Source organism: Phreatobacter sp. GW821-FHT04C01, from assembly GCF_059420385.1.
Genome location: NZ_JBWKTP010000020.1, coordinates 39,321 through 51,741 on the forward strand (window position 1 = coordinate 39,321; position 12,421 = coordinate 51,741).

A 12,421-nucleotide genomic window follows, 5' to 3' on the forward strand; every position below is an offset into this window, starting at 1 on the left:
TCTCTCATGATTGCCTGGGCCACCGCCGCACCCGCCGTTTCCGCGGCCTTTCTCGGTTCCATGGTGGAGGTCGTCGAGGCTTTCACCATCGTGCTCGCCGTCGGCACCGTCAGCGGCTGGCGGCCGGCGCTGATCGGCACCGGCGTGGGGCTCGCCTTTCTGGCCGTGCTGGTGGTGGTGCTCGGACCGCTGCTCGATCAGGTTCCCCTGCACGCGTTGCAACTGGTCATCGGCGTCCTGCTTCTGCTGTTCGGCCTGCGCTGGCTGCGCAAGGCGATCCTGCGTTCGGCCGGCATCATCGCGCTGCACGATGAAACGGCGGCTTTCGCCAAGGAGACGGCCACGCTCCGCGGCTCGGCCGGCAGCGGTCGCGAGCACCTCGATTGGATCGCCGGCATCACGGCCTTCAAGGCGGTGGTGCTGGAGGGGATCGAAGTGGTGTTCATCGTCGTGGCGGTCGGTGCCGGCCGCGGCTTGCTCTGGCCGGCGAGCCTAGGGGCGCTGGCCGCCTGCGCCCTGGTGCTGGCGATCGGCGTCATCGTGCACAGGCCGCTTGCCCGCGTGCCGGAAAACACCCTCAAATTCGGTGTCGGCATCATGCTCGCCGCTTTCGGCGTCTATTGGACCGGCGAAGGGCTGGGGGTCTCCTGGCCTGGGCACGATCTCGCCATTCTCGGCTTCGCCCTCGTGTTCCTTGCCGTCGGCCTCGGCACCGTGCGGCTCGCCCGCCGGCCCAGCCTGGAGCTTGCCCGATGAACCTGCTGTCCCTCATCGTCAGAGAATTCGTCGGCATGTTCATCGATGACGAATTCCTGGCCATCGCCGTCCTGATGGTCGTGGCGCTCGCCGCGGCGCTCGCCTTCTGGCTGACGGCGCCGCCGCTCGTCGTCGGCGGCGTGCTGCTTGCCGGCTCGATTGCCGTGTTGATGTCGAGCGCGCTCAATGCGCGCGGCAAGTCTTGAAATGGCGAGGCAGACCAAGGTCCCAGGGCGGGGGCTCGGCGGTTGCGCCTTCCAGCGCGCCGAGGGGCGCATCATGAGTGGCTTTCGAACCTGGCCGCTCTGGCGATCTGTGCTGATGCTTGCTGTTTCGGTCGTCGGGCTTGCGGCCGCGGGCGCCGGTGGCTGGGCCGGCTATCTCCGCCTCACCGGCAATGTCCACGAGATCGAGGCTGGGCGAGCCTACCGCTCCGGCCAGTTGTCGCCGTCTCAACTGGAAGCTCTCCTGCACGACAAGCAGATTCGGACCGTCATCAATCTGCGCGGCGAGAATGCCGGGCGTCCGTGGTACGATGGCGAAGTGGCGGTGACCCGGGCGGCCGGCGCCCGGCATGTCAGCCTGCCCATGTCGGCCAATGTCGAGCCGAACGAGACGCTGCTCGCTGCGCTGATCGAGGTCCTGGGCTCGGCGGAACGACCTCTGCTCATCCATTGCGAGGCTGGCGCAGACCGGTCTGGGCTGGCCTCGGCGCTCTACAGCTTGCTGAACATGCGCCGACCGGCGGCGGAGGCGGATGGGCAGCTGTCGTTCCGTTATGGCCATTTCCCCTGGCTCACCAGCCGCACCGGCGCCATGGACCGGACCTTCTGGCGGGTGGCAAGCCAAGTTGCGCATCGGCCGGCCTCACCAGGCGCGGCGCGAGAGCCGAAATGAGGCCATTCGCTCGACGGCCTTGCGGAACCGGCCGAACGCGGCAGACTGGCATTTCGAGAAGCGTGGTTCCGCTGGCTGACACTTCTCCCGCCGAGCGGCGCTTCCCTATTGTGTTTGCGCGCGGAGGTTCTCATGCAGATCCCTGAAATGGCCGCGCTATTGCGGATCTTCATCGGCGAGGACGACCGGGACGATGGCCGGCCGCTCTATGAATCGATCGTTCTGCGGGCTCGCGAAGCGCATCTGGCCGGTGCCACCGTGCTGCGTGGCCCCCTCGGCTTCGGTCGGTCGAGCGTGCTCCACACCGCCAAGATCCTGCGCCTGTCGCAGGACTTGCCGATCGTGATCGAGATCGTCGATACCGAAGCGAAGATCCAGGCCTTCCTGCCGATTCTGCGAAAGCTCACGCAGAGCTGCCTGATCACGCTCGAAAAGGTCACCGTGATCCGTTATGGCGAAGACGATTCAGGCCTTTCTCCCGCTCCGCCCATCGAGGGCGAGGCGGGGCGCTGACGGCCCCTTCGCAAGCTATCCGGGATCCCTGCCACCATGAGCGTCGCCGCCTGTTTCCTGGTTCTGGTCGGCGGCTTCCTCGGCGGCGTATCGCGTTTTGCCTTGTCCGGCATTGTCGGACGCCGTGTCGGTGAGACCTTTCCCTGGGGCACGCTGGCCGTCAACGTTTCCGGCGCCTTCCTGATCGGCGTGACGGCGGGTCTCGCGCGCTTCCATGGCGGGGTCTTTGCCGGCGACCTGTTCCGCGATTTCGTGGTTGTCGGTGTGCTCGGCGGCTATACCACCGTCTCGTCCTTCTGCCTGCAGACGCTCAACCTGGCGCTTGCCGGCGAGCGCCGGCATGCGGTCTTCAACATCGCCCTGTCGGCGGGCCTCTGCGTCTTGGCGGTCGCCATGGGATTCTGGACGGTCAGGCAATGGCTCGCTTGAACCTGCCCCTGGCCAAGAGGAGATGCCGGCCGTGACGGTCTATTGGGCAGTTGGCTTTGGTGCGGCCATCGGATCGCTCCTGCGGTTCCTGTCGGGCGTGCTGATCGTCTCGGCGCTGGGTCTCAGCGCGCTGCTGACGACGGCCTTCGTCAATGTCGTCGGCTCCTTCGTGATCATGTTCTTTGCCACCCTGACCGGGCCGGACGGCCGGTTGCTTGTCGGCGCGGCGGGACGCCAATTCGTCATGGCGGGCCTCTGCGGCGGCTTCACCACCTTCTCGGCGATGAGCCTCGATGCCTTCATCCTGCTGCTCGAAGGCGACCTGGCGTTCGCCGCGATCTATCTGGTGACGGTCGTCGGCCTGTCGCTTGCCGCCGCGTGGGTTGGCTACGCATTGGCGGCGCGGATCAACCGGTAGCGCCGGCGAATGGGCCGCCCGGAGCCCGCCCAATATGCCGGGGCGTGGAGCCCGATACGCACGGTCACGTGCGGCCGAAGCGGGCTCGAAGGACGGCCGACCTGGGTTCACGGCGCAGGAGTTCGGGGCATCTGGTCTCGCGGGTCGAGCATGTCGAGCACGGGGCAAGGTGGCGAGGGCTCGCCGCTGCACTGCGCGATCGTCCCGGCCAGGATGCCTTCCAGTCTGGCGAGGTCGGCAAGCTTGGCGCGGACCTTGGCGAGATGGGCGCCGGCTATCGTCCTGACCTCGGCGCATGACCGGTGGCTGGGGTCGCGCAGCGCCAGCAGCGCGCGGACGTCGTCGATACCGAAGCCGAGGTCCCGCGCGTGCCGGATGAAGGCGAGCAGCCGGACATGCTCGCCATCATAGGCGCGGTGCCCGCCCCCGGTGCGAGCAGGCGCGGGCATCAGGCCGATGCGCTCGTAATAGCGCACGGTTTCAAGATTGACCCCGGCCGCCCTGGCGAGTTGTCCGATGGTGATGCCGCGCATCCCTGTGATCATTGTCCTCTTGAACCCGTAGCGACTACGGGATGCAGGATGCCACGGTAGGACAGGGAGAACCAGGCATGACCCTTGGCGACATCGCCGAGACGACCGGGCAGGGGAGCCTCGCATTCGCAACGGCGTGCGCCACGCTCGCGCTGCTGTGGGGACCATGTTCCGAGACAATCGCCGTCCGGACAGTCAGGTGATGCCGATGCAACTGGAATCCACCATCACCTGTCCGGACTGCGGCCATCAGGCGACGGAAACGATGCCGACCGATGCCTGCCAGTTTTTCTATGCGTGCGGGGGCTGCGGCGTGCTGCTGAAGCCGAAGCCTGGTGACTGCTGCGTGTTCTGTTCCTATGGGGATGTTCCCTGTCCACCGATTCAGGCAGCACGGTCGGCGGGAGCGAGCGGTCCGGCTTGCTGCGGGCCAAGCCCGCCGCACGAGACCTAGGAACGGCCCTCGCCGAGCCGGAGGCCGGGGGGCCACGCGGTCGTGATGGCGGCCATCTTTCATCGAAGCCGGGCTTGTGAGAGATTTCGGCCGTGGTCGAATTTCGCATCTTTCGCCAATTGTTGGCTGTTCTTGTCGTCGCGGGACTTGCTCTCGCGCCGATGGGTGCGTCTGCGGCTGTGGCCACGACGCCAGCTGATGCCGGGGCCGGCATGGCGGCCGACATGCCGTGCTGTCCGCCGTCGCCTCTTTCCGGCGACTGCCAGAAGTGCCCGCTGATCGGCCTCTGTCTCGCCAAGACTTTCCAGGGCATGCCGACCGAGGCGACCATCTCGCATCCGGGATGGAGCCTTTCGCGGAACGGTGCGCCGATCAATGACGGCCGCCCGGACGACCGCGGCGATCCGCCGCCGCCACGCCCTCCTCGAAGCCTCAGCCTGCCGGCGTAACGCGCCGGTCCCTGCCGCGCGGCTCGCGTCGCGCGGTGATGGTTCGTGCCGTCTGCGACGGCCGCTCAGGCTTTGAGGATATGTCACCGTGAACACGTTCAAACCCACGCGCGCCCTCGCGGCGGCGCTCATCGGTCTCGCCATGATCGGCTCGGCCAGACCGGCCTTCGCCGATGTCGAGGACTACGAATTCCAGCTTGTCGAAACGACGATGCGAACCGGGCCGAACACGGTCATCGCGGTCCGGCTGATCAACAAGACGACCGGCCGTCCCGTCCCGGATGCGGTGATCTTCGCGACCCGCCTCGATATGACGCCCGATGGCATGCAGGAAATGGCGACCCCGGTGACGCCGGTGCCCGGCGGGGAGCCGGGAACCTATCGGTTCAGGGCCAATGTCGGCATGGCCGGCGGATGGCTGCTGTCGCTCGGCGCCAAGGTCCAGGGCGAGACCGGCACCGTCGAGAGCCGGCTGATCATTCGAGCCCGGCGATGAGCCGCCGCCTTTGGGCCGTTGCCGCCTTCGCTGCCTTCGGGGTGGCGGGGTTAGGCGGGTTTGTGGCTGGCCTGCCGGAGCCGTTGCGGACGCGAAGCGTCGCCAGCGTGATCAGGCCCGCGCTGGCTCAGTCGGAAAGGACCGTGATCTATTACCAGGATCCCGATGGTCGGCCGTTCTATTCGCTGACACCGAGGAAGGCGGCGGACGGTCGAGATTTCCGAGCTGTGTTCGCGGGACAGGATCTCAGCTTCGAACCGGCGGAGGAGGCGCCGGCAGCCGCGCCGATGCCGCCATCCGGAGGGGCGAGCCGACGCGCCCTCTACTACCGCAATCCCATGGGCCTGCCGGACACTTCGCCAGTGCCCAAGAAGGACCCGATGGGGATGGACTATGTCCCTGTCTACGAGGGTGATGACGGCGATGGCGGGGCGATCAGGCTCACGCCGGGTCGAATCCAGCGTAGCGGCGTCAGGACGGAACCGGCGGGGCCGCGGGTCGTCCGGATGACCATCCGGGCGCCGGGCGTGATCCAGCTCGATGAGCGCCGGATCGCCGTGATCTCGTTGCGTGCGGAGGGCTGGATCCAGAGGGTCGCGGATGTGACGACCGGTGTCCGGGTGCGCCAGGGCCAGGCGTTGATCGAGGTCTACAGCCCCGCGATCTCTGCCGCGGCGGCCGACTATGCCGCCCAGCTGCGGGGCCCGGCCGAGGTCGGGCCGCCGCCAAGTGCGGGACGCGGCTCGCGCCAGCGGTTGATGAATCTCGACGTTCCCGAGGCCGTCATCGCGACCATCGAGCGGACGCGCGCAGCGCCCCTCGCCATCGATTGGTCGGCACCACGCGACGGCATCGTGCTCGAACGCAATGCCGTCGAGGGAACGCGGGTCCAGCCTGGCGACGTCCTGTTCCGGCTGGCCGACGTCTCGGTGGTCTGGACGCTGATCGATGTCGCCGAGCGCGATTTCGCCAGTCTTGCCGTCGGCCAGCCGGTCGCTGTCCGAGCCCGCGCTCATCCTGGGCGGGTTTTCGACGGGGTGATCGGCGTCATCTACCCGCAGATCAACCGGGAGACCCGCACTGTCCGCGTGCGGGTCGAGCTGCCCAATGCCGATACCGCCTTGCTGCCCGGAATGTATGTCGACGCCGAGGTCGATATCGGCAGCCAGCAACCGGTTCTGGCTGTGCCGGACAGCGCGGTGATCGACAGCGGCAGCCGTCAGGTCGTCTTCGTCGACAAGGGGGAGGGGCGGTTCGAGCCACGTGACGTGAAGCTCGGCGCGCGTGGCGGCGGCTATGTCGAGATCCGCGAGGGCGTCAGGGTCGACGAGCGCGTGGTCGTCACAGGCAATTTTCTCATCGACGCGGAGAGCAATCTCCGGGCAGCGCTCCGAGGCTTCACCGGGGCGGGGGCCCAGCCATGATCGCCCGCATCATCGCCTGGTCGGCACGCAATCTGATGCTGGTCATGATCGGCACCGCCTTCGCGGTCGCCGGTGGCCTCTATGCCTTGCGTCACCTGCCGCTCGACGCCATTCCCGATCTCTCCGACACCCAGGTGATCGTCTACACCGAATATTCGGGCCAGGGCGCCCAAGTGGTCGAGGATCAGGTCACCTATCCCCTGACCACGGCCATGCTGACCGTGCCGCGCTCCAAGGTGGTGCGTGGCTTCTCGTTCTTCGGGGTCTCCTTCGTCTATGTCATCTTCGAGGATGGCACCGATATCTATTGGGCGCGCGCGCGTGTGCTCGAGTTTCTCAACGGGGCGGCGGCGCGGTTGCCGGCCGGTGTCGCGCCGACGCTCGGACCGGACGCGACCGGAGTCGGCTGGGTCTACCAATATGCCCTGACGTCCGGAGAGCTTGATCTCGCCGAGACACGCGCGGTTCAGGACTGGTCCCTGCGGTTCGGGCTTGCCAGGGCCGAAGGGGTCGCCGAGGTCGCCAGCGTCGGCGGTTTCGTCCGGCAATATAACGTGGTGCTCGACCCGCAGCGCCTGCGCGACCTCGGCATCCCCATGCAAAGGGTGCGCGAGGCCATTCGCGCCAGCAATGCGGACGTCGGTGGGCGCACCGTCGAACTCTCCGAGTTCGAATATGTGGTCAGGGGCCGAGGTTACCTGAAAGGCGTCGAGGATCTCGGCGCGGTCGTGCTCAAGACGGCGAGTGGCACACCGGTGCGCCTCGGCGATGTGGCGCGGGTGGAGCTCGGCCCGGACGAGCGTCGGGGCCTCACCGAATTGAACGGCGAGGGCGAGGTCGCCGGCGGCATCGTGCTGCAGCGTTTCGGCGTCAACGCGCTCGATGTCATCGACAATGTGAAGCGGCGCCTCGCCGAGCTTGCGGGCAGCCTGCCGGCATCGCTTGCGATCGTGCCGGTCTATGATCGTTCGACACTGATCGATGCGGCCATCCAGACGCTCAGGACCACGCTGTTCGAGGAAAGCGTGGTGGTGGCGCTGGTCTGCATCCTCTTTCTCATGCATGTCCGCAGCGCGCTGGTGGCCATCCTCATGCTGCCGGTCGGCGTTCTCATGGCCTTCGGCGCGATGAAGCTGCTCGGCCTCGGCTCCAACATCATGAGTCTCGGCGGCATCGCCATCGCCATCGGCGCCATGGTCGATGCGGCGATCGTCATGATCGAGAACGCCCACAAGCATCTGGAGCGCGCCGACCCGGCAAGCGCGCGCGTCGAGATCCTGATCAAGGCGGCGTCCGAGGTCGGGCCGGCGCTGTTCTTCTCGCTGCTGGTGATCACGGTGTCCTTCGCGCCGATCTTCACGCTGGAGGCACAGGAGGGGCGGCTGTTCAGCCCGCTCGCCTTCACCAAGACCTTCGCCATGGCCGCCGCGGCGGTTCTGTCGATCACCCTGGTGCCGGCGCTGATGATCATCTTCGTGCGCGGCAGGATCATGCCGGAACGCCGGAACCCGGTGAACCGCGTGCTGATCTGGCTGTACCGCCCGCTGATCAAGGGCGTGCTCAGGGCCAAGACGCTGGTGATCGTGCTGTCGCTCGCGGTGCTGGCGGTGACCTCCTGGCCGGCCCGCCAACTCGGCTCGGAGTTCATGCCCAATCTCAACGAGGGGACATTGCTCTACATGCCGACGACCCTGCCAGGCCTGTCGATCACCAAGGCGGCCGAACTGCTGCAGACCCAGGACCGGATCATCCGGTCGTTTCCAGAAGTGGCGTCGGTCTACGGCAAGGCGGGGCGGGCGTCGACCGCCACCGATCCCGCCCCCACCGAGATGTTCGAGACCATCATCAACCTGAAGCCGAAGCTGGAATGGCGGCCGGGCATGACCCTGGACGGCCTGATCGCGGAAATGGACCGGTCGCTGCAATTCCCCGGTGTCTCCAATGTCTGGACGATGCCGATCAAGGCGCGCATCGACATGCTCTCGACCGGCATCCGCACGCCGGTCGGCGTCAAGGTCATCGGCAATGATCTCCAGGAGATCGAAGCGCTGGCGCGCCAGATCGAGCGGGTCCTGAAGAGCGTGCCCGGCACGTCCTCGGCCTATGCCGAGCGCGTCATCGGTGGCTACTACCTGGACATCGTGCCCGATCGTGCCTCGCTTGCCCGCTACGGCCTGATGATCCAGGACGTCCAGGACGTGGTGGCGACCGCGCTTGGCGGGCAGACCGTGACCACCACCGTCGAAGGCCGTCAACGCTACGCGGTGAATGTCCGCTACCCCCGGGATTTGCGGAGTGATCCCCAGGCGATCGCGCGCGACGTGCTGGTGCCCATGCCAGCGGGCGGGGCGGTGCCGCTGGGCGAGGTCGCCGGCATATCGCTGTCGCGCGGCCCGACCACGATCCGCACCGAGAACGGCCAATTGGCTGTTTATGTCTATGTCGACATTCGTGATCGTGATCTCGGCGGCTATGTCGCCGATGCGCAGGCCGCGGTGCAGGCCGGCATCCGGTTTCCGCCTGGCGCCTATGTGATCTGGAGCGGCCAATACGAATATCTGGAGCGTGCGGCGGCCCGTCTCCAGGTGGTCGTGCCGGTCACGCTGATGATCATCTTCCTGCTGCTCTACCTGAACTTCCGCTCGCTCACGGAAACGCTGATCGTCATGCTGTCCTTGCCCTTCGCGGTGGTCGGCGGCGTCTGGCTGATGTGGGCGCTGGGGTTCAACCTGTCGGTCGCCGTCATCGTCGGCTTCATCGCGCTCGCCGGCGTCGCGGCCGAGACCGGCGTCGTGATGCTGATCTACCTCGATCATGCGCTGGAAGAGGTCAGGGCGAAGCGGCTGGCCGAAGGACGCAGCTTCACGAAGGCGGACCTGCATGAGGCCATCATGCTGGGGGCCGTGGAGCGCCTGCGCCCCAAGATGATGACGGTCGTTGCCATCATCGCCGGTCTGCTGCCGATCATGTGGAGCACCGGGGCCGGTTCCGAGGTCATCCAACGGATCGCCGTGCCGATGATCGGTGGCATGATCTCGTCGACCGTGCTGACGCTGCTGGTGATCCCAGCCATCTACGGCCTGATCAAGGGGTGGCGGTTGCACAAGCCTTGAGGGCGACGGATCGAAGGCGGCGAAGCCTGGGCCCGGCCGCCCTAGGCCTGGTGAATTGCCGGCGCCGATGGCGGCGACGGCAACGTGACGATCACGGACAAGCCCCCGGCGGACCGATCCGACAGGACGACGTCGCCACCGTGGGCGCGAAGGATGGACCGGGCGACGGTGAGGCCGAGACCGACGCCGCCGGTCTCCTTGTTGCGCGAATATTCGAGGCGGTGGAAGGGCGCGAAGACGATCTCCCTGTCCTTGTCTTCGATGCCTGGGCCTTGGTCGGTCACCACGACTTTCGCGGTTGTCCCGTCACTCGACAGGTCGATATCCGCCCGGTCACCGTATTTGATGGCGTTCTCGATGATATTGGTCAGGGCCCGCTTGAGAGCGAGCTTGCGCCCGAGAATGACGACGGCAGGCGGCGCCGAGACGCTTGTCGGCTTGCCCATCTCGTCGAAATCGGTCGCGATCGCCTCGACCAGCGAGACCAGGTCGACGGGGCGCATCGGTTCATCCGAGCGGTCGCCCCTGAGGAAGGCCAGGGCGCCTTCGATCATTGTTTCCATCTCGCCGATATCGGCTTCGATATCGGATCGGGTTTCCGGGTCCGCGACGTCCTCGGCGCGAAAGCGCAGGCGTGTCAGCGGCGATTTCAGGTCGTGCGAAATCGCCGCCAGCGTCTGGCTGCGGTCGTCGATGAGCTTCTTGATGCGGACCTGCATGATATTGAACGCCGCCGCCAGCTGCCTGACCTCGGTCGGTCCCGCCTCGGCGACCCTGACCACTTCGGCACCCGCCGAAAACTGCAGCGCGGCATCGGCGAAGCGTTTCAGCGGCCGGGTCAGCCAGCCCAGCAGGAGAATGGCGACCAGCACGAGACCGCCGGCCATGAGCGAGGTCGAATAGATCGTGCCGTGGCTCGATATCGGCAGGTCGCGCACGGAGACGACGCTGACATTGACCCAGCTCTGATCCGGCAGTTGCATGGAGATCATCGCGATATGCTCGTCATCGCGCAGCTTGGCGCTGGTCCCGATCACGAGATTGCCGCCATTGAGTTCCGGCGCGACGGTCATCAGCCGTCCGCGCAGCCCGTCCAGGCGTGCGACCTCACTGCCACCGGGAACGGCGTGCTCGGCGAGGCTCCAGTGAACGTCGAACGGGCCGCCAGCCAGCGCATGCGCGGTCTGCTCGCGTTCGGCGGGGCGGGCCTGCTTGACCGTGCGCATGATCGATACCAGGCGCTCGGCCAGGCGCGCGTCGTTGTTGGAGGTCAGTTCCGCCTGAAGCGCGGCCTGATAGGTCCACAGGCTTGCGACGTGCAGGGCACCGATCGCGACCAGTAGGACGAGGATCGTCCGCCCGGGGATCGAATTGAGCAGATTTTTCACTCGCGTCTCACCGAGCGGCTGAACATGTAGCCGACGCCGCGGACCGTCTTGATGATCGAATGGGCGCCGCCCGCCTCGTCGATCTTTTTCCGCAGGCGGCTGATCTGGACATCGATGCTGCGGTCGAACCCGCTCGTTGTCCTGTTCCGCGCGGCGTCCAGCAGATGCTCGCGGGTCAGCACGCGCTGCGGCGCCTCGAGCAGGGTCAGCAGGAGATCATAGTCGCCGCTGGTCAGTTCGATGATGACGCCTTCCGGATTGATGAGATCGCGCCGGAGCGTGTCCAGCGTCCAGCCCTCGAAAGCATATTTTCGCGACCGCGCGCCGGGCTCGCTTTCGCGCGGGCCGAAGCTCCGGCGTAGTACCGCATTGATGCGGGCCAGCAATTCCCGCGGATTGAACGGTTTGGCGAGATAGTCGTCGGCGCCGATTTCCAGCCCGACGATCCGGTCGGTCTCGTCGCCCTTGGCGGTCAGCATGACCACGGGGGTCTGCGATTGGGCGCGGATTTCGCGGCACAGGTCGAAGCCGCTGATGCCCGGCAGCATGACATCCAGGATGACGAGGTCGACGGTGGTATGCGCGACGACCTCCCGCATCTCGTAGCCGTCGCGCGCGGCGCTGACCTTGAAGCCGTTCGCCCGCAGAAATTTCGCGACCAATTGGCGGATCTGGCCGTCGTCGTCGACGAGCAGGATGTGGGCGCCGCTGCCGGGTTCCGAGGCGGTGCCGGCGGCAATGCCGTTATTCGTTTGCGAGGAGATCATCGGCGACGAACTCAGTGATCCGAGGTTTCATCGCAAAATTCATAAGTAGCGTAGATCTCAGCGGCGTTTCTGGCTCATTACAAATTGTTTCGGCAGGGCCCTGTCGTTTCGGGCCACGCGGTGCCGCCGCCGGCGAGAAGCCGCATCGGTCGCGCATCGACGCCCGGCGGGGGGCGTCCATTCAGCCGCGGATCGGAGCCGATCCGTGAAAGCGCATGAAGACGGAGGGGGCGTCGGCGCCGAAAGCCATGACGTCATAGGTGTCGGCCACCACGCCCGGAACCTCCATGCCCGGCGATCCCACGGGCATTCCGGGAACCGCCAGGCCGCGGATCGCCGGCCGTTCGGCGAGGAGGCGGATGAGTGAGGCGGCTGGGACATGGCCTTCGAGGATGTAGCCATCCACTTCGGCGGTGTGGCACGACCACAGCGCGGCGGGCACGCCGAGCCGGGCCTTCACGGCATTGATCCGGGTTTCCTCGATGATTCTCGTCGGAAACCCGGCCGTCGCGATGTGATCGGCCCAGGCGCCGCAGCAGCCGCAGGACGGATCCTTGTGCATGACGACGACGGGCCTTTCGGCGGCCGAAACCGCGCGGATGCCAGCACCGGCGACCAGCGGAAGGGCCGCAAGAAAAGATCGGCGGGTGATCGTCATCGGGCCGTTTCCGTCCTTCGGCGTCATTTTGCTATTCTCCAATGCCGGCCGGGGGGGGGGGGGGGGGGGGGGGGGGGGGGGGGGGGGGGGGGGGGGGGGGGGGGGGGGGGGGGGGGGGGGGGGGGG

General features: G+C 66.9%; 15 protein-coding genes. 11 read left to right on the plus strand and 4 right to left on the minus strand.

The genetic code is table 11. The features are described 5' to 3' along the window. Positions 1-6: 6 nt before the first annotated feature. The 6 genes from AC07WJ_RS36580 to crcB (AC07WJ_RS36605) all read left to right on the plus strand — a co-directional run bounded on the left by AC07WJ_RS36580 (position 7) and on the right by crcB (AC07WJ_RS36605) (position 3,013). A complete protein-coding gene (locus tag AC07WJ_RS36580) occupies positions 7-756 on the plus strand; it encodes a COG4280 domain-containing protein (protein WP_494939671.1) in 750 nt (249 codons plus the stop codon). Beyond that, the gene (locus AC07WJ_RS36585; RefSeq protein ID WP_494939672.1) at positions 753-962 is read left to right on the plus strand and encodes a hypothetical protein; all 210 of its coding nucleotides are present in this window, start codon (positions 753-755) and stop codon (positions 960-962) included. Before AC07WJ_RS36580 ends, AC07WJ_RS36585 begins: the two co-directional genes overlap by 4 nt. A gap of 115 nt (positions 963-1,077) precedes the next feature. Next, a complete protein-coding gene (locus tag AC07WJ_RS36590) occupies positions 1,078-1,653 on the plus strand; it encodes a tyrosine-protein phosphatase (RefSeq protein ID WP_494939673.1) in 576 nt (191 codons plus the stop codon). Between the two features lie 132 nt (positions 1,654-1,785). Further along, complete coding sequence (locus AC07WJ_RS36595) at positions 1,786-2,166, plus strand: DUF190 domain-containing protein (protein WP_494939674.1); 381 nt, start codon at positions 1,786-1,788, stop codon at positions 2,164-2,166. A gap of 36 nt (positions 2,167-2,202) precedes the next feature. Next, complete coding sequence (gene crcB, locus AC07WJ_RS36600) at positions 2,203-2,595, plus strand: fluoride efflux transporter CrcB (protein ID WP_494939675.1); 393 nt, start codon at positions 2,203-2,205, stop codon at positions 2,593-2,595. A gap of 22 nt (positions 2,596-2,617) precedes the next feature. Next, positions 2,618-3,013, plus strand: coding sequence for a fluoride efflux transporter CrcB (gene crcB, locus AC07WJ_RS36605; protein WP_494939676.1), 396 nt, complete (start codon positions 2,618-2,620; stop codon positions 3,011-3,013). A gap of 107 nt (positions 3,014-3,120) precedes the next feature. On the opposite strand, the gene AC07WJ_RS36610 is transcribed toward crcB (AC07WJ_RS36605), so the two are convergent. Further along, positions 3,121-3,558 carry a MerR family transcriptional regulator gene (locus tag AC07WJ_RS36610; RefSeq protein ID WP_494939677.1) on the minus strand — a complete coding sequence of 146 codons (438 nt, stop codon included), beginning with the start codon at positions 3,556-3,558 and terminating at the stop codon, positions 3,121-3,123. Between the two features lie 196 nt (positions 3,559-3,754). On the opposite strand from AC07WJ_RS36610, the gene AC07WJ_RS36615 reads away from it, so the two are divergent. From AC07WJ_RS36615 to AC07WJ_RS36635, 5 genes are all read left to right on the plus strand, one after another. Continuing rightward, positions 3,755-4,000 (plus strand): GDCCVxC domain-containing (seleno)protein, encoded by a 246-nt coding sequence (locus tag AC07WJ_RS36615; RefSeq protein WP_494939686.1) that lies wholly within the window; start codon positions 3,755-3,757, stop codon positions 3,998-4,000. Positions 4,001-4,092: 92 nt separating this feature from the next. Then, positions 4,093-4,449 (plus strand): hypothetical protein, encoded by a 357-nt coding sequence (locus tag AC07WJ_RS36620; protein ID WP_494939678.1) that lies wholly within the window; start codon positions 4,093-4,095, stop codon positions 4,447-4,449. A gap of 88 nt (positions 4,450-4,537) precedes the next feature. Beyond that, on the plus strand, positions 4,538-4,945 hold the full coding sequence (locus AC07WJ_RS36625; protein WP_494939679.1) for a FixH family protein: 408 nt from the start codon (positions 4,538-4,540) through the stop codon (positions 4,943-4,945). Then, the gene (locus AC07WJ_RS36630) at positions 4,942-6,369 is read left to right on the plus strand and encodes an efflux RND transporter periplasmic adaptor subunit (protein ID WP_494939680.1); all 1,428 of its coding nucleotides are present in this window, start codon (positions 4,942-4,944) and stop codon (positions 6,367-6,369) included. The genes AC07WJ_RS36625 and AC07WJ_RS36630 overlap by 4 nt, the downstream gene beginning before the upstream one ends. Further along, complete coding sequence (locus AC07WJ_RS36635) at positions 6,366-9,482, plus strand: efflux RND transporter permease subunit (RefSeq protein ID WP_494939681.1); 3,117 nt, start codon at positions 6,366-6,368, stop codon at positions 9,480-9,482. The genes AC07WJ_RS36630 and AC07WJ_RS36635 overlap by 4 nt, the downstream gene beginning before the upstream one ends. 41 nt (positions 9,483-9,523) lie before the next feature. Here AC07WJ_RS36635 and AC07WJ_RS36640 read toward each other — a convergent pair whose 3' ends face one another. The 3 genes from AC07WJ_RS36640 to AC07WJ_RS36650 all read right to left on the minus strand — a co-directional run bounded on the left by AC07WJ_RS36640 (position 9,524) and on the right by AC07WJ_RS36650 (position 12,322). Then, on the minus strand, positions 9,524-10,870 hold the full coding sequence (locus AC07WJ_RS36640; protein WP_494939682.1) for an ATP-binding protein: 1,347 nt from the start codon (positions 10,868-10,870) through the stop codon (positions 9,524-9,526). Next, a complete protein-coding gene (locus AC07WJ_RS36645) occupies positions 10,867-11,637 on the minus strand; it encodes a response regulator (protein ID WP_494939683.1) in 771 nt (256 codons plus the stop codon). Before AC07WJ_RS36645 ends, AC07WJ_RS36640 begins: the two co-directional genes overlap by 4 nt. A 181-nt stretch (positions 11,638-11,818) precedes the next feature. Continuing rightward, positions 11,819-12,322: a DUF411 domain-containing protein gene (locus AC07WJ_RS36650; RefSeq protein WP_494939684.1), complete on the minus strand. Its 504-nt coding sequence runs from the start codon at positions 12,320-12,322 to the stop codon at positions 11,819-11,821. Between the last annotated feature and the right edge of the window lie 99 nt (positions 12,323-12,421).

What these genes read in the sequence shown, in the direction of transcription:
- AC07WJ_RS36580 (WP_494939671.1), top strand. Translation starts at nt 7, where the DNA reads ATGATTGCCTGGGCCACCGCCGCACCCGCCGTTTCCGCGGCCTTTCTC.
- AC07WJ_RS36585 (WP_494939672.1), top strand. Translation starts at nt 753, where the DNA reads ATGAACCTGCTGTCCCTCATCGTCAGAGAATTCGTCGGCATGTTCATC.
- AC07WJ_RS36590 (WP_494939673.1), top strand. Translation starts at nt 1,078, where the DNA reads ATGCTTGCTGTTTCGGTCGTCGGGCTTGCGGCCGCGGGCGCCGGTGGC.
- AC07WJ_RS36595 (WP_494939674.1), top strand. Translation starts at nt 1,786, where the DNA reads ATGCAGATCCCTGAAATGGCCGCGCTATTGCGGATCTTCATCGGCGAG.
- crcB (WP_494939675.1), top strand. Translation starts at nt 2,203, where the DNA reads ATGAGCGTCGCCGCCTGTTTCCTGGTTCTGGTCGGCGGCTTCCTCGGC.
- crcB (WP_494939676.1), top strand. Translation starts at nt 2,618, where the DNA reads ATGCCGGCCGTGACGGTCTATTGGGCAGTTGGCTTTGGTGCGGCCATC.
- AC07WJ_RS36610 (WP_494939677.1), bottom strand. Translation starts at nt 3,558, where the DNA reads ATGATCACAGGGATGCGCGGCATCACCATCGGACAACTCGCCAGGGCG.
- AC07WJ_RS36615 (WP_494939686.1), top strand. Translation starts at nt 3,755, where the DNA reads ATGCAACTGGAATCCACCATCACCTGTCCGGACTGCGGCCATCAGGCG.
- AC07WJ_RS36630 (WP_494939680.1), top strand. Translation starts at nt 4,942, where the DNA reads ATGAGCCGCCGCCTTTGGGCCGTTGCCGCCTTCGCTGCCTTCGGGGTG.
- AC07WJ_RS36635 (WP_494939681.1), top strand. Translation starts at nt 6,366, where the DNA reads ATGATCGCCCGCATCATCGCCTGGTCGGCACGCAATCTGATGCTGGTC.
- AC07WJ_RS36645 (WP_494939683.1), bottom strand. Translation starts at nt 11,637, where the DNA reads ATGATCTCCTCGCAAACGAATAACGGCATTGCCGCCGGCACCGCCTCG.
- AC07WJ_RS36650 (WP_494939684.1), bottom strand. Translation starts at nt 12,322, where the DNA reads ATGACGCCGAAGGACGGAAACGGCCCGATGACGATCACCCGCCGATCT.